Below are 18,232 nucleotides of genomic sequence, written 5' to 3'. Positions count from 1 at the left end.
GCACGTCAACCGGACCAAAATGCTCAAGCGGCAGATGTACGGCCGTGCCAACCCCGATCTCCTGCGCAAACGCCTCCTGCTGGCCGACTGATCGGGGTCCAGTCACGGAAAGTGTGCCTGATCCAGTATTGGAGCGCCGCCGTCACGCGGTGACCGTCCAGACCAGCACGTGCCGGTTCGGAGTGTGCGGCCAGGTGCAGTCAGACAGACCCGCCCGAAGTAGGCATACAGCGTCGAGTGCGATCGTGGGCGAGCGCGTTCGTCTCCTGTCGGAAACCAGCAGCAACCACGCGCGAATCTCGGCACGGAATCCGGGCGGCGCCGCCGCATGGCAACTGTGGTCGATCCAGGCCCGCATCGTGGGCACGGTGTCGTCGACGAGCAGCCCCGAGCTCGTCCAGGACCTGCGCCATCCGCGACCATCAAGACACCGTCGGGGAACGCCTGTCGGACCATTGTTCCGGCCTGGACCGCGAGCCGCGTCTTCCCGCCCCCTCCCGGACCAGCGAGGGTGAGCAGGCGAGAGGCCTCCATAACGCCGCTTGATTTGGGCGAGCTCGCCATGGCGGCCCCCAAGCTGCTGATCGTGGCAGGTTACCGCGGGTCGCGTCGTCCTCTGCTCGTCCACGAGGCGGACTGGCACGCCGTTCGCGCGTCTCTTGAGCCCGTCGAATGGCGTTGCGCGCAGTTTCGCGACGAATGACGTAGGCGCGCCGAGTCAAACCTCCGCGCCGGTCCGGTCATTCGCGAGTTACCCCTGCTTCACCAGACGCTTAGCGTTGTTGCCGTCGTCCTCGACATCTGACTTCCTACCGTGAATCGAACAGCCGAGAAAGGCGATGGCTGCAGCAATGGCTGGGGAAGAGCGCCCCACCGCGCAGGCGATCAGCGCCTGCGCGCCCGGCAGGTCGCCCAAGCCGCCGGACACGACCGGGCGGTCGCATCTCATCAGTACCACGCCGACCTCAGTCTGTGCCGGGACTTCCACGCGGCTCGCAGCGGCGGGTTCAAGTCCATTGTGCAGACGGAGGGCCACCAGCGGGTCTACCCGGTCGTCGGCGACGTGCTGCTGTGAGCGACCCCGTCATCGTCCGGACCAGCCGTAAGGCCTCGGCACCTACACCATGCGTCCCCTACTGGAACGGCTCGGCGTTCGCTGCGTCGACGCCGACGATTCGGAGGAGTTTCGATGAGCACTTTCGTCCTGATCCACGGCGCCTGGCATGGCGGCTGGGCGTGGCAGCGCGTTGTCCCGGAACTACGCGCCGCCGGTCACGAGGTGCACACGCCCACCCTCAGCGGCGTGTCCGACCGCGCCCACCTGCTCCATCCCCAGGTAGGGCTCTCCACCCACATCCAGGACGTCGTCGCGCTGATCGAGGCGCACGACGCACGGGACGTCGTCCTGGTCGGTCATAGCTACGCCGGTCAGGTCGTCACCGGGGTGGCCGACCGGATCCCGGAGCGGCTCACCAAGCGTATTCATCTTGACGCCTTCGTCGGCGAGGACGGCGACGCGGCGATTGACCTGCTGCCCCCCACCGTCGCGGGCCACTACCGGGAGTCGGTGGCCGGTCCCGGGTTCGGCTGGCTCATCCCGGTGCGGTCGCTGGCGAAGCTCGGTGTGACGGATGAGGCGGACGTCGAATGGTTGACTCCACGGCTCACCCCGCATCCCTGGCTCACCTACACCGAGCCGCTGAGGCTGACCGGCAAGGACGACCAGGTCCCGGCGGCGTTCATCGAGTGCGTGGACTGGATGCGGGTGTTCACCCCGCAGGCCGAGAAGGCTGCCGCGCGCCGCTGGCCCACCTACGAGATCGCTACCGGCCACGAGGCCATGGTGACCGCACCCGACGAGCTGGCCGCGCTGCTGCTCGACGTCGCCGCCGCCTGAGCCGAGAGGGAGAGCCCCGTGGAGTTTCTGGTCCGCACCGAGAACCCGCTGCCGAACGACACCCCGGGCGAGGTCCGGGACCAGTCGAAGAAGGGTGAGCGCGAGCGCGCGGTGGGGCTGCGCGAGGCGGGCGTCCTCAAGCGGCTCTGGCGAGTGCCGGGCCGCAGCGCCGCGATCGGCCTCTACGAGGTGGAGGACCCGGCTACGCTGCACGACGCTCTGGTCTCGCTGCCTATGTGGAAGTGGATGGATATCACCGTCGGAGCGCTCGCCACTCACCACCAGGGGAAGAAGCCGTGAACCCCCGGCTGACCGGCGTGGTCGCGATCGTAACCGGCGCGGTGGGCGGTCTGGGGAGCGCGATCGCGCGACGGCTCGCCGCCGACGGTGCAACCGTTGCCGCTCTGGACCTGGTGAAGGACCCAGACCAGCCGCACGGGGACGGATCCCCGGGATCCATCGCCCACTGGACCTGTGACGTCACCGACCGGACGACCGTCAACCGCACCGTCGGCGAGGTCGTGAACCGATTCGGCGGAGTGGACGTCCTGGTGAACAACGCCGGGCTCCTCTCGGGCCGGGCGAGCCTGCTGGAGGCGACGCCGGAGGAGCTGCACCGCTACTACGACGTCAACACCGTCGGGCCGCTGCTCATGGTGCAGGCCTGCTTCCCCTACCTCCGGGAGAGCAGGCACCGGGGCCGGGTCTTGAACGTCGCCTCGCGCACGTTCTTCACCGGGGCACCGGGCCAGATCGGCTACATCGCCAGCAAGGGCGCCCTGATCGGGATGACCCGGGTGATGGCCCGCGAGCTGGGTGGGCACCGCATCTGCGTGAACGCGGTGATGCCGGCCCAGGTCGCGACGCCCGGCACCCGCGCGCACTCCGGAGACGAGGTCTTCGCGCGGACGATGTCCCAGCAGGCCATCCAGGAGTTCGTCACGCCCGACGACTTCGCCGGGCTGGTCGCGTTCCTGGCCTCGGCCGACGCCGCCCGAATCACGGGGCAGTCGATCGTCTGCGACGGCGGCGGCTTCCTGCACTGATCGTCACCGAATGTCGTGGCCACCCCACCGGACGGCCGCGCTGCACGCCCCAGCCGACCACGGCGCTGTTCACCGAGTTCGGCACCTCCACGGCGGTGTCCGTGCTGGTCGCGGTGGTGTGCCTGTTCAGCCTCGTCGCCATCCTGTCGGCGAATCACCGGATCCACTTCGCGGCCGAGCCGTCGACGACATCACCTGCTGTGTTGCCGGCGGGCGAGTCCGCGAGCTGACGGCACCTGAGACCCGGGGCCGGGGACGGCTGCCAACCGTCTCCGGCCCCGTCCCGCCCTTCGGGGCGCGATCGCCCTAACCATAGGAAGGACGCTTACCATGAGCACCACCCCGTTTCGAGCCGAGGTCGTCGGCTCGCTACTGCGCCCCCGGCACCTCGTGAGGGCCCGCGCCGCCCGGCATGACGCGACCATGGGTGCGCCGGAGTTCAAGCGCATCGAGGACGCCGCCGTCGACCGCGCGATCGCACTGCAGGAGGGCAGCGGCCTCGACGTCGTGACCGACGGCGAGCTGCGCCGCGGGATCTTCACCGGCCCGTTGACCGAGAACGTCGACGGCCTTGAGTACGTCCCCGGCGTCACACGCATCTGGTACACCGACGAGGGGCCGGTCGAGGAGGAGCTCCCGGTCGTCGTGACCGGCGCGCTACGCTTCCGGCGGTCGGTGGCGACCGAGGAGTTCGTCTACGCCCGGGCCCGCGCCCGTCTGCCGGTCAAGATCACCCTGCCGAGCCCGTTGATGATGTTCCTGCGCTGGTCTCCGATGCACTCGACCGCGGCCTACCGGGACGCCTTCGCCATGGCCGCCGATGCGGCCGACATCGTTCGGGAGGAGGTCCGGGAACTCGCGTCCCTGGGCTGCACGTACGTGCAGATCGACGCGCCGGAGCTCGCCACGCTCGTGCAGCAGGAGACCAGGGACTGGTACGAGCGCCAGGGCATCTCGACCGAACGCATCCTGACCGAGGGACTTGAGCTGCTCAACTCGGTGACCGACGTCCCGGGCGTGACCTTCGGCGTGCACCTGTGCCGCGGAAACCGGAACGGACGGTGGATGGCCGTCGGGGGCTACGACTACGTCGCACAGGCGCTCTTCCGGCGCTGTACGGGCTTCGACCGCTTCCTGCTCGAGTATGACGACGAGCGGTCGGGTACCTTCGAGCCGCTCGCCGCGACACCTGCGGATCGGACGGTCGTGCTCGGGCTGGTCTCGACGAAGACCTCGCGGGTGGAGTCGGTGGACGAGATCGTCGGCAGGCTCCACGAGGCGACCGCCCATATCCCCGCCGAACAGCTCGCGTTGTCCACGCAGTGCGGCTTCGCCTCCATGGTGGACGCCCATCCGGACCTGACCGAGGACGTCCAGGCCGCCAAGCTCGACCTGGTCGCCGAGGCCAGCGCGGCCTTCTGGAAGAGTTGATCCGGTTCACGGAGGTCGACGGTTGGGCTGCCGTTCCCTACGGCGTGCGGGGCGAGGTGCAGGCCACCCCTGGCAGTGGAGTGCGTGGCAAGGTCCATCTCGACGTCACAGTCGCGCGGCGCTTGGCGGAACCTCCGCGGGTGCCGCGCGGTCCCCGGCGTCCGTCGGCATTGCTTGGAGCACTGCGGTGAGGTGTGCTCGGAGGGCGTCGGCCGCCTCCGCCTCGTCTCCAGCGCACACGGCCTCGACGATCCGGAGGTGTTCCGCCAGGGAGGCGGTGAGCCTGTCCGGATTGAGGAGCAGGCGGAACCGACTCCGAGCTGTGTGCCCTTCTATCCGGTCGACGACCGCCTGCGCGGTGGAGTGACCGCTGCGCAGGAGACCGTGGAGTTCATGATCGAGGCGCCTGTAGCGCAATAGATCTCTCTCGCGGACAGCTGTCTCCATCGCCTCGCCGAGAGCGGCGAGTGCGTCGGCACCGTTGGGGGGTGATCCTGGCAGCGGCCGGCCTTGCGCACATCTCCTCCACGACCAGCCGCACCTCGGTAATCTCCCGGAGTTCGTGCGCGGAGACAGGGCGCACCCTCGCACCCCGGTACGGGTGCGCTCCACCAGTCCTTCGGTGGTGAGCTGCAGAAGCACCGTCCGGACAGCCATGCGGCTCGCTCCGAACCGCTCCGACAGGTCGGCCTCCACCAGACGCTGCCGGGCCGCGAACTCACCGCTGATGATCGCGTCGCGGATGAGAACCCCGACGTCGACCACTGCGCGAGATTCTTCGTGTGAGGGGGCGCGCCATACAGCTCACCCCAGAGCGGCGCGCACTGGGCGCTCCACCGCGGCCGCAGTGAGGGCGTTGGCGATCGCGGCCAACCGTCGTTCTTCGTCCTCCGCCGCCTGCGCGGCGTGCAGAGCCGCCGCCCCGCCGCCCGGGGCGGAGACCCGGGCGGCGAGGTCGCAGAGGAACCGGCCGGCAGGCTGACGGGCGAGGCCTCCGGTTCCCGCGTCGTGCGCGCTCACTGGAAGACGACCGTCCGGTCGCCGACGACCGCGATTCGGTTCTCGGTGTGCCAGCGGACCGCCCTGGCGAGCGCCCGGACCTCTGCTTCACGGCCGCGAGCGGCGAGCTGGTCGGGGCTCAGCGAGTGGTCTACCCGGATGAGCTCCTGCTCGATGATCGGGCCCTCGTCGAGATCCGCGGTCACGTAGTGCGCAGTCGCACCGATGAACTTCACACCGCGTGCGTGAGCCTGGTGGTAGGGCTTCGCGCCCTTGAAACTCGGCAGCATCGAGTGGTGAATGTTGATGGCCTTGCCCTCGAGCTGCTTGCACAGGTCGTCGGAAAGTATCTGCATGTAGCGCGCGAGCACCACGAGATCGACGTTCTCCTCGCGCACCATCTCTAGCAGTGCCGCCTCGGCCTCGGGTTTGGTGTCCCTGGTCACTGGGATGTGCTTGAACGGCACGCCGAAGCTGTCCGCGATGCGGCCGAGGTCAGGATGGTTCGACACCACCGCGACGACATCCAGGTTCAGGTCGCCGATGGAGTTGCGGAAGAGCAGGTCGTTGAGGCAGTGCCCGAATTTGCTGACCATGATGATCACACGCTGCCGGCGCGCTGCGTCGGCGAGCTGCCAGATCATGTCGAAGGTGCCGGCCAGCTGTTCGACCCGGTGTCCGAGCGCGTCGAAATCGAGAGGCGAGCCGTCGATGTGCGCGAACTCGACCCGCATGAAGAACATGCCGCTGGTGCTGGAGCCGAACTGCTGGCTCTGCACGATCGTGCACTTCTCCTGCACGAGCAGCTCGGTGACCGCGTGCACGATTCCGGGCGCGTCCGGGCAGGACAGGAGCAGAGCGCCGTGCTGGGCGCCGAGGGGCGGGGTCATGAAACCTCCAAGAGCGTGCGGGTCGGACCGGGCAGTGCGGGCCGTGCCTCCTCTATCGGCCGGCCGGTGAGGAGCCGGGCCGCGGTGACGGTGTTGCGGAGCAGCCAGACGTCGGTGACGGGGCCCACCCCACCCGGGACCGGGGTGATGGCGCGGACGCGGGGTGCGACGGCGTCGTAGTCGACGTCGCCGACCATGTGCACCTTGCCGTCTTGGCCGATGCAGGGGTTGATACCGACGTCGATCACCACGGCGTTCTCACTGACGTGCTCGGCTTTGATCAAGCCGGCCTTACCCGCGGCGACGATGAGCACGTCCGCCCAGCGCGTGTGGCGTCCGATGCCGGTAGTGCGGTCGGCCCACTCGTCGACCGACGCGATGGTGGCCTGCCGCTCGTAACCCAGCGAGATCGCCGGCTTTCCGACATTGTTGGAACGGCCGACGACCACGATCAGCGACCGGTGGTAGAAGTCGGCGCGGTCCTCGCCGACGGAGTCGAGCCAGGTGTCGAGCAGGTGGAAGCAGGAGGCCGCAGTGGAGGGGACGAAGCGCGGGACACCGAGGGCGAGCAGACCGGCGTTCTCCGGATGCACCGCCTCGATGTCCTTGCGGGGGTCGATCGCCCGGAAGACCGCGGCCTCGTCGATGTGAGCGGGCAGGGGCCGCAGGACGAGGATCCCGGATACCGACAGATCGGTGTTGAGCTCGGAGATCCGGGAGACGAGCTCTTCCTGAGAGATGTCGGCAGGCAGTACCTGGGGCGAGTAGGGCACGCCCAGGTCCTCAGCGAGCTTCCGGAGCCGCCGCTCGTAGGCCTTCGAGCTGTACCCCTCACCGACCACGACGGTGGCCAGGCCGATTCCGAGTCCCTCGCCGCGGAGGCGGGTGACGTCCGCCTCGAGGCTCACCTTGAGGGCGCGGGCACAGGCACGCCCGTCGATGACCTGGGCACTCATCGCTGAAGAACTCCTCGGGTGATTCCCCGTGGACCGGCCGGCGAGCGAGGGCGCTGGGATGACAGCACCGACCGGCCCGTGGGGGCGTTCGGAGCGCCGGTGATCGGCGCGGATGGATCAGGACAGCTTGGCGAGCCAACGCTGCCGCCAGGCCTCCGTGCTCTCCAGGTCGTTGAAGGTGAACACGTGGAAGCCCTGGAGGTTGTTGTCCGGGTGCGCGAAGGCAGGGGCGAGCCGCTCGATGAGCTTGTTCGGGCTGTACCCGCCGGGCAGGAAGAAGCGCCAGAACATGTTCTGCTGCTTCTTCAGGAACTTCGCGGATTGGCCGAGACCGAGCCCGGCCGAGACCCGGATGAGTTTCTGCCTGCTGATCGCGCCCGGGATGCCGACGCGGATCGGCAGGTCGACGCCGTCGGCGTTGACCTTGCGCGCCCAGCGGATCGTGGTGTCGGCATCGAAGCAGAGCTGGGTGATGACCTGCGTCGCGTGCGGCGCCTTGTCCTTGAGCGCCTGCTCGATGAGTTCGTCGCTGATCTTCCCGTGGCCCTCGGGGTAGCCGCCGATCCCCACGGTCGTGAACGGGTGGCCGAGGTCCTTGAGCGCCTCCAGCAGGCTGAGGGCGTCCGGGTACTCTCCGGTCTCCACCGCGTCGCCACCGATGACGAAGATGTGCTCGACGCCTGCCCCGGACAGCCGGGCGACGACGTCAGCCAGGTGCGCGCGGTCCTTGACCTGGCGCGCGGCCAGATGCGGCGCCGCCCGGTAGCCCTGCTCACCGAGCTTGACGGCGAGGTCGATGGTCGGACCGAGTCCCTTGGCCTCGGTGGTGGTCACAGTCAGGGCCACGTCCCTCGGGACGTGGGCGAGCACCTTCTCCTCGGCGCTCTTGAACGGCAGGATTTCGTAGGTCGCGTTCCTGAGGGCATCGGCGACGACCTGCCTCGCCGTCCGCGCGCCCCCGGCGGGAGTCTGCCGGTTCGTCACCGACGTCATCACTTGCTCCGGTAGTTGGTTCGGGCGAACTGGACGAAGGGCGCCGGAGCGACGGTCGCCCGGATCATCCAGGTCCTGTGCTCCTCGACCTGCGGCTTCGCCGAGTTGGGCTCCTCACCCCAGACGACGGTGACCTCGGTCCCGGGCTCGGCGTGCTCCTTGGCGATGGTCGCCAGCGAGACCATGGCGCGCTCGTTGGCGATGTAGCCGCAGTCCAGCGAGATGCCGATCTGCTTGTCGCCCAGCAGGACCTTGTCCTCCTGGTGCAGGGCGTAGCGGATCTTCGGCAGATCGAAGTACTTGGCGCCGGGCCCCTTGCCGAGCAGCGAGCCGATCGCCGCGGTGACGTCGTCGTCGTTCCAGACGAGCGTGACCTTGGTGCGCGGCGGGTTCTTCGCCAGCTCTTCCAGCGCCGCACGGCCGATGAACTCGTGGTCGAACTTGACGTTGCGGTCGTAACCGATGTCGTACGGCGTCAGGTAGTAGTCCTCGATGTCGTCGGAGTCGACGCTGCCGCCGATCGCGCCGACGGCACCGGCCGGCAGCCACTCGCGGTACTCCTTTAGCAGCGGGTCGTCGCCGAAGATCGCGGGGATCGGCGCCGGGACCCAGCCCGACTCGAGGTTGGCCGTGGAGTAGGCTTTCGCGCCCGCTCGGACCAGACCGTGCTGCTTGCCCGCTTCGAGGAGGGCCGCCAGCACGTCCTCGCCATCGGCCCACGGGCCGAACAGTTCGAACCCGGGCTGGCCTGCCATGCCGTGCCGCAGCCCGCGCACGGTGTGCCCGGCTATGGTGAAGTCCGTCATGTTGAAGAACTTGGTTTCCGGCAGCGCGGCACCGGTGGCCTGCTCCAGGACGGCCGCGGCGGTCGGGCCCTGCAGCTCGTAGCGGTAGAACTTCGGCGGCCCGGACTCGCGGACGGCGGAATTCTCGTCCCGCTCGGCGGTGACCTGGTAGCCGCCGCGCTCGAGGTGGAACAGGACCCAGTCGATCACCATGGGGTGGCCGACGAGGTCGAACAGCTCTTCCTCGAGGTGGAACAGGATCGCATCGCCGATCAGCTGTCCGCTGGGGTTGACCGCGACGAACTGCTTCGCCTTGTTCACCCCGAAGTTGGCGAAGGTGTTCACGCCGAGGTCGCTGAGCAGCTTCAGCGCGTCGGGCCCCTCCAGAAACAGGTCGGTCATGTGGTGCGACTGGTCGAGCAGTGCGCACGTCTCCGCCCAGGCACGCTGCTCCGAGCGCCAGTTGGTGAACTCCGGGGCGACGGGGAACGTGTGGGCGCGAGCCGCGGTGTTGCGCAGCAAGTCGACCGGGTTCCCGACGCGGGCGATGGCCGCCGCCAGACTCTCGGACGTCATGATCGTGTACGAACCTTTCCTCGGGTGGCCGTGATGTCGGATGCACCGCCTGCGAGGCCACCTCGGCGGCGCCGCCGGGCCGGGCTCCGGACCTGCTTCGACGCTAGAGAACGAGGCCGTAATCAGGGATCACGCGGATGACCTGATCTGGCTCGCCAGACGTCGCGCCCGGTCTACGACAGGTGACGTAGGCGCTATCGAGGGCACCGGCGCCTACGTCGGATGACGGTGACGGGACGGGCCGAACCGCCGATCCGGTCCCGGGTCATGGCGGGGCACGATTGCGGACATGCGTGAGGCCCCGGCGTCGTGAGGGCGGTTCGAGAACGTCGCCCCCGGGACGGCCACCCCCGCACGGCCGGGGCGGTGCCCTACCTCGACGTCAGCCGGTTCGCCGTCGCGAGCGCGGCCTCGAGCTCGTCGACTCCCTGCGCGGCCGGCGGCCGGCAGCTGGACATCCCCATCTCGATCCCCACCAGGAGCTCCGCATGACCCATCCGGCCGACCGTCTCGCCGAGATCGAAAAGGCGCTGGTCGCGCGATGGCCCGAAAGCAGAATCGACCCGAGCCTCGACCGGATCGCCGCGTTGACCGACCGGCTGGGAAACCCCCAGCGCGCTGTACCCGCCGTGCATATCACCGGCACCAACGGCAAGACGAGCACCGCCCGGATGATCGACGCACTGCTGCGAGCCACCGGGCGCCGCACCGGGCGCTACACCAGCCCGCACCTGCAGTCCGTGCGCGAGCGAATCGTCCTCGACGGCGAACCGATCGGCGAGGCCGAGTTCGCCGAGGTATACGATCTGGTGCTGCCCGAGGTGGAGGCGCTCGACCGTACCCTGCCGATTCCGCTGTCCTTCTTCGAAGTGATGACGGCGATGGCCTACGTGGCCTTCGTGCGCGCGGGACTCGACACGGTGGTGATCGAGGTCGGGATGGGCGGAACCTGGGACGCGACGAACGTCGTCGACGGCCGTGTCGCGGTCGTCACGCCGATCTCTCTGGACCACACCGAGTACCTGGGACCGGACGTCGCCACGATCGCCAGGGAGAAGGCCGGCATCATCAAGCCCGGTGCGCTGGCCGTCCTCGCCGGACAGCCCGAGGACGCCGAGCGGTCCCTCAGAGCACATGCCGACGTGGTCGGCGCGGAGGTCGTCGACGCCCGCCTCTCCTACCACCGTGCGGTGCCCACCTCTCGACCCGACGGTCAGATGCTGCACCTCTCGGTGGGAGGGCGGGACTTTCCCGGGCTGTTCCTCCCCCTGCTGGGCCGCTACCAGGCCGAGAACGCACTGGTCGCCGTGACCGCGGTGGACACCTTCCTGCGAGCGGAGGGCGACAGGCTCACCGCGGAGCAGGCCCGCCGCGGGCTGGCCCGGGTCACCGCACCCGGCCGACTTGAGAAGGTACGGGACGTCCCGCCTGTCCTGGTGGATGCCTCGCACAACCCGGCCGGGATGGAGGTGACCGTCCGCGGGCTGTGCGAGTCGTTCGAGGCGCTACAGGTCGAACGGCTCGTGGTCGTACTCGCCGTCCTTCGCGACAAGGACGCCGACGGCTTGATCCGAGCGCTGGACCCTGTCGCATCGGTCGTCGTAGCCGCCCAGAACGAGTCGCCGCGGGCGCTGCCGGCTGTAGAGCTCGCTGCACTGATCACCCCGATCCTCGGCCACGGCCGGGTCGTCGTCGAGCCCCGGCTGGACGACGCCATCGAGACCGCCCTCCGCTTGGCAAGCGACCCCTATGACCGCGCCGCGGTTCTCGTGACGGGCAGCGTCGTCACTGCAGGGGCGGCTCGGTCGATCGCTCTCGGAAGCTGACTCGCGCAGGCCGCCGAAGCCGGAGGAAGACCTGTCCAGGTCGTCGCCGCTGCCCCCACCTCCGGCGGCCGGCCAAGCGTGCTCAGTCGGGCAACTCGGCGGGGGACCGCTCGATGGGGGCGGCCGCGTAGGGGAACGTGCGATTGCCGGGCGGCGGCGCGTCCTCGGTCAGCCCTCCCTCGGAGGTCGGTATCAGGGCGCGTTCCCGAGCGCCGGGTGGCGGCCAAGCCTCCTCCGCCCGCCTCGGTGGGCAGATAGACATCCGCTGCCAGGCGAACGCCGTCCCGCGTCGGGATCATGACGTTGCGATGAACGTGTACGACGTCGTTCATCGGTTGATCAGGCGGCGGTCGGGCCGCCGACCGGGACAGTGTCGATCTCCCTGACCACACGTACCGCATCCGCGGAAGCGGCGACGTCGTGGACACGCACTCCCCAGGCCCCCGCCTGCGCGGCGAGCACCGTGGTCGCCACAGTGGCAGCGTCTCGCACCTGCGCGGGTCCATCGGACCGGCCGCCGGCGAGCACGCCGGCCAGAAAGCGCTTGCGGGACGATCCGACCAGGACCGGGAACCCGAGCTGGAGGAGCTCCTCCAGCCGCGCGAGCAGGATCCAGTTGTGTTCGGGAAGCTTGGCGAACCCGAGGCCGGGATCCAGAATGAGGCGCGCCGGGTCGACCCCGGCTTCTACAGCGTCGTCGACCCTCATGAGCAGCTCGTCGGCCACCTCGCGGACGACGTCGGTATAGACGGCCGCGGAGTACATGTCCCGGCTGGTGCCCCGGGAGTGGTTGAGTACCCAGGGCACCCGGGCCTCGGCGACGACCCGGGCCATGGCGGGGTCGGCCAGGCCGCCGCTGATGTCGTTGACCAGCACCGCCCCCGCAGCGACGGCGGCCTCGGCCACCGCTGCGCGTGTGGTGTCGATGCTGACCGCGATGCCGGCCGCAGCCAGGCGCTCGACGACCGGCAAGACGCGGCGCAGCTCCTCCGCGGGCGTCACGCGCTCCGCGCCGGGACGCGTGGACTCGCCGCCGACGTCGACGTAGTCGGCCCCGGCCTCCCACATCAGGGCACCGTGCGCGACCGCGGCCGTCATCCGCTCGTACAGCCCGCCGTCGGAGAACGAGTCCGGGGTGACGTTGAGCACGCCCATCACCAGGCACCGGCCGGCGCGAGGCACGGCGCCGCCCACCATAGGGGCGCAGCTGGGCAGATCAATGGACATGGGGCTTCTCCTTGCGGCCACGCCCGGACGGGCGGGCGATCAGGCGGCCTGGGTGACCCGGTTGTCGAACAGGGCCAGCCCGGCCGCGGTATTGGACGCCGGGACGTGGTACGTGGTGTGGACCTTGCGGACCTGTTCGTTCAACGCACCGCGCATGACCAGCCACATGATCAGCTCGATGCCCTCGGAGCCTGCCTGCCGGATCAGCTCCTCCCGGCTCAGCGCCGCGAGCTTCTGCGGCTCCTTCTCGATCGCCTCGAGGAACATGTGATCGAAAGTGGGGTTGATGAAGCCTGCCCTAGCCCCGGCCAGCTGGTGCGACATCCCGCCCGTACCCAGGATCCCGACCGTCCGCGCGCCTTCGTAGCTCGCGATTGCCCGCCCCAGGGCCTTGCCCAGCTCGTAGCAGCGGGCGGCGGTGGGCTGCGGGTAGCGGATCACGTTGACCATGATCGGGATGACCGGGCACGGCCACGCGTCACCGGGGTCCGGCGTCCACACCGACAGCGGCACGGTGAACCCGTGGTCGACCTCGAGCTCCTGGAAGACCGTGAGGTCGAATCCCTCGTCCACGAGGTGCTGCAGCAGGTGGAAAGACAGGTCGGGGTCCCCGACGACGTCCGGGACGGGGCGGCGCCCGAAGCCCTCGTCCGCGACCCGGTACTTCTCCGCCGTGCCGATCGCGAACGTCGGCACGATGTCCAGGTCGACGCCGTTGGCGTGATCGTTGTAGACCAGGATCGCGACGTCCGGGGTGTTCTCCGCCAGCCACTCCCGCGCGGGCCGGTAACCCTCGAACAGCGGGGCCCAGACGGGCTGGTCGGTCAACCCGCGGTCCATCGCCGCGCCGATCGACGGCACGTGCGACGTGGCCAGCCCCCAGATCACCTCAGACATCCGTGCGCCCTCCCGCCAGCATCGCGGCCTTGAACTCGTCCTCGGACATCCCGGTGAACACACCGCCGAGGTACTGCATGGAAAGCCCGTCCATCATGGCGAGCTTGTAGATGTAGAAGATGCTGCCGCCCAGGTCGAGCATCGCCTGCCAGTCCCGTTGCAGAACGGCGGTGGTCTGGTCCTCGGAGAGCCCGCAGCGGGCGCAGTACGCCGACTCGTCGGCCGTGAACTCCCTGCGGGCTTTCTCGTCGATCAGTGACATGAACATTTTGTTCATGCTGTGTCCTCGGCGGCTGGCCGGTCCGTCGAAGACGTAGGTCCCCGGCAGGTCCGGCCTGCTCTGGCTCATCATCTGTGCTCCCTGCCTCTGGCTTCGGCGACGTCGCCGAGGCTACGACCTGGGCGGGCGCTAGCCATCGTTCGCTTGTCCCGACCGTCGTAGGGCGAGGTGTCAGCCATGAGACAGGACATTTGACGTAGCGGACCACGTCTACGTCGCATGACGTAGACGGACCGGCCTGTCCCGGCCGTCCCACCCCCGCTATTCCACGGTGCCGCCGGCCTGGCCGAGTCCCTAGCGTGGCTGCCGATGGCCGTCGACCTCATGTCCGGCCGTGCATCGACGCAGAATACGCAGACCGAGAACGGGTGACAGATGAGCGCCAAGAACCTCCAGGAAGTGCTGGACCAGTCCGGGAACACCGTCGAGTTGCTCCGCAACTCTCAGCTCGGCGCCTACATCTACCCGGTCGTGCCCGCCGAGTTCACCAACTTCCGCCGTGAGGTGATCGCCTGGCAGAACACCGCGGTGCTGTTCGATCAGTCGCACCACATGGTCAATCTTTGGGTGTCCGGGCCGGATGCCTTGAAGCTGTTCACCGACACCGGCATCAACTCCACCGCGAAGTTTCCGGTGGACTCGGCGAAGCAGTTCGTACCCGTCTCCCCTGAGGGCGGCGTGATCGGCGACGGCATCCTTTTCCGGCTCGACGAGGAGGAGTTCGTCTTCGTCGGGCGCGCGCCCGTCGCCAACTGGCTGCAGTTCAAGGCCGGCCAGGGCTACAACCTCGACATCCGCTACGACGACCGCTCCCCGTCGCGCCCCTACGGCAAGCAGGTCACTCGCGACGTGTGGCGGTTCCAGATCCAGGGCCCCCGCGCCTGGGACGTCATCGAGAAGGTCAACGGCGGCCCTGTCGAGCAGGTCAAGTTCTTCCGCATGGGCTACATGAACATTGCCGGAGAGCGCATCCGCACCCTGCGCCACGGCATGGCCGGCGCCCCCGGCCTGGAGATCTGGGGCCCGTACGAGACGTACGACAAGGTCCGCGACGCCATCCTCGAGGCCGGCCGCGAGTTCGGCCTCGAGCCGGCGGGATGCCGCGCCTACTCCTGCAACACCCTCGAGTCCGGCTGGATCCCCTCCCCTCTGCCCGCCATCTACACCAGCGAGGAGCTCCGCCCCTACCGCGAGTGGCTGGCGCCGAACAGCTACGAGGCGATCAACGCCCTGGCAGGCAGCTTCGTCTCCGACAAGATCGAGGACTACTACCTCAACCCGTGGGAGCTCGGCTACGGCGGCTTCGTCAAGTTCGACCACGACTTCATCGGCCGCAGCGCCCTCGAGGCCATCGACCCGGACGCCCAGCGCCGTAAGGTGACCCTGGAGTGGAACTCCGAGGATGTCGCCAAGCTGCTGGCCTCCCCGCTGTCCGAGGGCCCCGGCTACCAGTTCTTTGACCTGCCGAACGCCAACTACGGCTCGTCGAACTTCGACGCTGTGCAGGACGCGGACGGCAACATCGTCGGGCTCTCGCTGTTCACCGGCTACAGCGCCAACGAGCGCAAGGCCCTGTCGCTGGCGACCGTCAATCCCGACGTCCCGCTGGGTGCCGAGGTTCAGGTCATCTGGGGTGAGCCGAACGGCGGCTCGAAGAAGACCACGGTGCAGCCGCACGAGCAGCTCGCCGTGCGCGCGATCGTCAGCCCCGCGCCGTACACAGCGATGGCGCGCGAGTCCTACCAGCCGGGATGGCGAACCGCGGTCAACGCCTGATCATCGACCCATCTGCGACGCCGCCCCGCTCACCGGGGCGGCGTCGTCGTCTGTCGGGGTTCGCCCGCCACGGCCACGATCACCGGCCGCAACTCCTCCACGAGGGCCTCGGCGGGCAGAGGGAGGACCCCACCCCGCCTGCGGTAGACCCCGAAGCGCCGGGCGCGGGTCCCGCCCGGGACGGCGAGCGCTTCGATCGTCCCGGCCGCGCGCTCGGCGCTGAACAGGGGCCTGGGCATCACGCTGAGGAAGCCGGCGTCCGCGACCAGTGCCTTAAGCGCGGTGATCGAGCGCGTCGTGACCGTCACCCGCGGCGCCTCCAGACCCGCGCGGCGGAACATCTCGACGAGAGTGCGGCGCGGCTCGGTCCGTCGCGGCGGCATCACCCACCGCTGCGGCACGAGGTCCGCCAGCTCGAGCCCGGGGTGCTCCCGCAGGGGGTGGCGGCCGGCCGCGACCACGACCACGTGGTCCCGCCACCGGAGGCTGCCGACCGGCGCGACGCGGTCGTCGGCATCGAGCTCCCCGCTGACGGCGAGGTCGATCTCCCCCGCGACCAGCGCCTCGACGAGGCGGTCCTCCACGCCCTCGACGATTCGCACCTCCATTCCCGGATGCCGGGCGAGCAGGCCGTCCACCGCCCGGGGCAGAACGTGGGCCAAGAGCGAGCTGACCGCGCCAAGGCGCAGCGTGCCGCGGCCGCGCCCCTGCATCGTGCGGATCTCCTCCACCGCCCGCTGGGACTCTTCCTCGATCGAGCGGGCCCGCGGCAGCAACGTCCGGCCGAACTCGGTCAGCCGCACGCCGGTGCTGTGCCGCTCGACCAGCGGTGCTCCCAGGTCGAGCTCGAGTCGATGCAGCGCGCGGGTGACCGCGGGTTGGGTCAGGCCGAGCTCGGCCGCGGCCCTACCGATCCCCGCGTGCTCGGCGACCGCCAGGAAGATCTGCAGCCTCCGCGCGTCCAGGGTCATGAGCGAAGGTTATGACATTAGCTTTCTCCATGCATGGGATCGCACCCTTGCGGGGGCGCACCATTCCGGGGCCGACGCTGTCGCACAGGAGGGATGCGTTCGTGAGCACGACCGTTCGTGAGGTCGTCGTCGCCCAGCTCAGGGCACGAGGGATGACCACCGTCTTCGGGAACCCGGGTTCGACCGAGCTGCCGATGTTCCGAGACTTCCCCAACGACTTCCACTACGTCCTCGGCCTGCAGGAGTCCGTCGTGCTGGGCATGGCCGACGGCTACGCCCAGGCCACCGGCTCCGCGGCCCTGGTCAACCTGCACTCCGCGGCCGGGGTGGGGCACGCGATGGGCAACCTGTTCACCGCCTGGCGCAACCGAACGCCGCTCGTGGTCACCGCCGGTCAGCAGGCCCGCTCACTGTTGGTCGGCGAACCCTTCCTGATGAACGATCGCGCCACCGAGCTGCCCCGCCCGTACGTCAAGTGGAGCTGCGAGCCCGCCCGGGCGCAGGACGTACCCGCCGCCCTCGCCCGCGCCTTCCACGTCGCGATGACCCCGCCCCGCGGCCCGGTGTTCCTGTCGATCCCGGTGGACGACTGGGACCGGCCGGCGGATCCCGGGTTCGACCCGAACCCGCGCCCGCTCGGAGCGACGATGCGCCCGGACCCCTACCTGGCCGAGGCGCTCCGCTCAGCGCTGGACGCCGCCGAGCGCCCCGTCATCGTGGTAGGCGCGGAGGTGGACCGCGACCACGCCTTCGACGAGGTCGTCGCCCTCGCCGAACGGCACCAAGCCCGGGTCTGGGCCGCACCGCTGTCGCCGCGCTGCGGCTTCCCGGAGGACCACCCCCTGTTCGCCGGGTTCCTCCCGGCCGCACGCGGGCCGCTGCGCGAGGCCCTGACCGGGCACGACCTCGTCCTGGTGCTCGGCGCCCCGGCCTTCACGTTCCACGTCGAGGACGAGGGGCCGCTGCTGCCGCCGGAATGCTCGCTGTTCCAGGTCGTCGAGGACGCCGACACCGCGGCGTGGACCCCTCTGGGCACCTCCCTCGTCGGCGGCGTGCGTGCCACGGTGGCCGAGATCCTGACCCGGTCCTCGCCCGCGCCGCGGCCGACTCCTCCGCCACGCGAGCGGCTGCCGCGGGTTTCCGACGACGTGCTCACCGAGGCGCTGCTGCTCCAGACACTCGCCGACGAGCGACCGGACGCGTCCATCGTCGTGGAGGAGGCGCCCACCACCCGGGTCGCCATGCAGGCCAGGCTGCCGTTCGTCCGCCCGGAGTCCTTCTTCACCTGCGCCAGTGGCGGCCTCGGTCACGGGATGCCCGCCGCCGTCGGGGTGGCACTGGCCCGCCCCGCGCAGCCTGTGGTCGCGCTGCTCGGCGACGGCTCGAGCATGTACTCGATCCAGGCGTTGTGGTCCGCCGCCCGAGAAGGTGTCCCGGTGACGTTCGTGGTGGTCGACAACGGCGGCTACGCGGCGCTGGACGGCTTCGCCGAGCGCTTCCGGATCAGCAAGCCGGTCGGCACGTCGGTCACTGGCATCGACTACGCCGGGCTCGCGCGCGACATGGGCTGCACCGGCCTCACCGTGCGCTGGCCCGACGAGCTCGTATCCGCGCTGCGCCAGGCGTTCGCCTCGACGGTCCCCACCCTGCTGCACGTCCACGTCCACTGACCCGCACACCGA

General features: G+C 69.7%; 20 protein-coding genes. 8 read left to right on the top strand and 12 right to left on the bottom strand.

Going from position 1 to position 18,232, the window contains the following annotated elements:
* Positions 1-751: 751 nt before the first annotated feature.
* A complete protein-coding gene (locus HHX30_RS39475; RefSeq protein ID WP_169989055.1) occupies positions 752-916 on the bottom strand; it encodes a hypothetical protein in 165 nt (54 codons plus the stop codon).
* Between the two features lie 273 nt (positions 917-1,189).
* Between HHX30_RS39475 and HHX30_RS39470 the strand changes: the two genes are divergently transcribed.
* The 5 genes from HHX30_RS39470 to HHX30_RS39455 all read left to right on the top strand — a co-directional run bounded on the left by HHX30_RS39470 (position 1,190) and on the right by HHX30_RS39455 (position 4,374).
* The gene (locus HHX30_RS39470; protein ID WP_169989054.1) at positions 1,190-1,897 is read left to right on the top strand and encodes an alpha/beta fold hydrolase; all 708 of its coding nucleotides are present in this window, start codon (positions 1,190-1,192) and stop codon (positions 1,895-1,897) included.
* A gap of 18 nt (positions 1,898-1,915) precedes the next feature.
* Entirely contained in the window at positions 1,916-2,197 is a 282-nt protein-coding gene (locus tag HHX30_RS39465; RefSeq protein ID WP_169989053.1) for a muconolactone Delta-isomerase family protein, read from the top strand.
* Complete coding sequence (locus HHX30_RS39460) at positions 2,194-2,943, top strand: SDR family oxidoreductase (RefSeq protein WP_211593425.1); 750 nt, start codon at positions 2,194-2,196, stop codon at positions 2,941-2,943. The genes HHX30_RS39465 and HHX30_RS39460 overlap by 4 nt, the downstream gene beginning before the upstream one ends.
* A gap of 95 nt (positions 2,944-3,038) precedes the next feature.
* On the top strand, positions 3,039-3,173 hold the full coding sequence (locus HHX30_RS43065) for a hypothetical protein (RefSeq protein WP_283246999.1): 135 nt from the start codon (positions 3,039-3,041) through the stop codon (positions 3,171-3,173).
* Positions 3,174-3,273: 100 nt separating this feature from the next.
* On the top strand, positions 3,274-4,374 hold the full coding sequence (locus HHX30_RS39455) for a cobalamin-independent methionine synthase II family protein (protein ID WP_169989052.1): 1,101 nt from the start codon (positions 3,274-3,276) through the stop codon (positions 4,372-4,374).
* 105 nt (positions 4,375-4,479) lie between these two features.
* Here HHX30_RS39455 and HHX30_RS43590 read toward each other — a convergent pair whose 3' ends face one another.
* The 7 genes from HHX30_RS43590 to HHX30_RS43055 form a co-directional block, all read right to left on the bottom strand.
* Positions 4,480-5,139, bottom strand: a complete 660-nt coding sequence (locus tag HHX30_RS43590; RefSeq protein WP_211593424.1) for an FCD domain-containing protein — start codon at positions 5,137-5,139, stop codon at positions 4,480-4,482.
* Positions 5,140-5,178: 39 nt separating this feature from the next.
* The gene (locus HHX30_RS41085; RefSeq protein ID WP_211593422.1) at positions 5,179-5,394 is read right to left on the bottom strand and encodes a hypothetical protein; all 216 of its coding nucleotides are present in this window, start codon (positions 5,392-5,394) and stop codon (positions 5,179-5,181) included.
* Positions 5,391-6,263 (bottom strand): formyltetrahydrofolate deformylase, encoded by an 873-nt coding sequence (gene purU, locus HHX30_RS39440; protein ID WP_169989051.1) that lies wholly within the window; start codon positions 6,261-6,263, stop codon positions 5,391-5,393. The genes HHX30_RS41085 and purU overlap by 4 nt, the downstream gene beginning before the upstream one ends.
* Positions 6,260-7,219 (bottom strand): bifunctional 5,10-methylenetetrahydrofolate dehydrogenase/5,10-methenyltetrahydrofolate cyclohydrolase, encoded by a 960-nt coding sequence (locus HHX30_RS39435; RefSeq protein WP_169989050.1) that lies wholly within the window; start codon positions 7,217-7,219, stop codon positions 6,260-6,262. Before HHX30_RS39435 ends, purU begins: the two co-directional genes overlap by 4 nt.
* 117 nt (positions 7,220-7,336) lie before the next feature.
* Positions 7,337-8,212 (bottom strand): methylenetetrahydrofolate reductase, encoded by an 876-nt coding sequence (locus HHX30_RS39430; protein ID WP_169989049.1) that lies wholly within the window; start codon positions 8,210-8,212, stop codon positions 7,337-7,339.
* On the bottom strand, positions 8,212-9,573 hold the full coding sequence (locus HHX30_RS39425; protein WP_169989048.1) for an aminomethyl transferase family protein: 1,362 nt from the start codon (positions 9,571-9,573) through the stop codon (positions 8,212-8,214). The genes HHX30_RS39430 and HHX30_RS39425 overlap by 1 nt, the downstream gene beginning before the upstream one ends.
* A 371-nt stretch (positions 9,574-9,944) precedes the next feature.
* Positions 9,945-10,070, bottom strand: coding sequence for a hypothetical protein (locus tag HHX30_RS43055; RefSeq protein ID WP_283246998.1), 126 nt, complete (start codon positions 10,068-10,070; stop codon positions 9,945-9,947).
* On the opposite strand from HHX30_RS43055, the gene HHX30_RS39420 reads away from it, so the two are divergent.
* Positions 10,062-11,399 (top strand): folylpolyglutamate synthase/dihydrofolate synthase family protein, encoded by a 1,338-nt coding sequence (locus HHX30_RS39420; protein WP_169989047.1) that lies wholly within the window; start codon positions 10,062-10,064, stop codon positions 11,397-11,399. The genes HHX30_RS43055 and HHX30_RS39420 overlap by 9 nt on opposite strands.
* 339 nt (positions 11,400-11,738) lie before the next feature.
* Here the strand turns inward: HHX30_RS39420 and folP are convergent, their stop codons facing one another.
* Genes folP through HHX30_RS39405 form a run of 3 tightly spaced genes read right to left on the bottom strand, consistent with a single transcriptional unit; the run spans position 11,739 to position 13,800 of the window.
* Positions 11,739-12,626, bottom strand: a complete 888-nt coding sequence (gene folP / locus HHX30_RS39415) for a dihydropteroate synthase (RefSeq protein ID WP_249350983.1) — start codon at positions 12,624-12,626, stop codon at positions 11,739-11,741.
* 39 nt (positions 12,627-12,665) lie between these two features.
* Positions 12,666-13,523 (bottom strand): class III extradiol dioxygenase subunit beta, encoded by an 858-nt coding sequence (locus HHX30_RS39410; protein WP_169989046.1) that lies wholly within the window; start codon positions 13,521-13,523, stop codon positions 12,666-12,668.
* Positions 13,516-13,800: a hypothetical protein gene (locus tag HHX30_RS39405; RefSeq protein WP_211593420.1), complete on the bottom strand. Its 285-nt coding sequence runs from the start codon at positions 13,798-13,800 to the stop codon at positions 13,516-13,518. Before HHX30_RS39405 ends, HHX30_RS39410 begins: the two co-directional genes overlap by 8 nt.
* A gap of 378 nt (positions 13,801-14,178) precedes the next feature.
* Here HHX30_RS39405 and HHX30_RS39400 point away from each other — a divergent pair, with 378 nt between their 5' ends.
* Positions 14,179-15,579: an aminomethyl transferase family protein gene (locus HHX30_RS39400; RefSeq protein WP_169989045.1), complete on the top strand. Its 1,401-nt coding sequence runs from the start codon at positions 14,179-14,181 to the stop codon at positions 15,577-15,579.
* Between the two features lie 29 nt (positions 15,580-15,608).
* Here HHX30_RS39400 and HHX30_RS39395 read toward each other — a convergent pair whose 3' ends face one another.
* Entirely contained in the window at positions 15,609-16,550 is a 942-nt protein-coding gene (locus tag HHX30_RS39395) for a LysR family transcriptional regulator (protein WP_169989044.1), read from the bottom strand.
* A 101-nt stretch (positions 16,551-16,651) separates the two neighbouring features.
* On the opposite strand from HHX30_RS39395, the gene mdlC reads away from it, so the two are divergent.
* Complete coding sequence (mdlC, locus tag HHX30_RS39390; protein WP_211593418.1) at positions 16,652-18,220, top strand: benzoylformate decarboxylase; 1,569 nt, start codon at positions 16,652-16,654, stop codon at positions 18,218-18,220.
* Positions 18,221-18,232: the final 12 nt, after the last annotated feature.

This window comes from Microbispora sp. H10836, from assembly GCF_012999525.1.
Classification (GTDB): Bacteria; Actinomycetota; Actinomycetes; order Streptosporangiales; family Streptosporangiaceae; genus Microbispora.
This window is presented reverse-complemented; position numbering and strand designations above follow the sequence as displayed.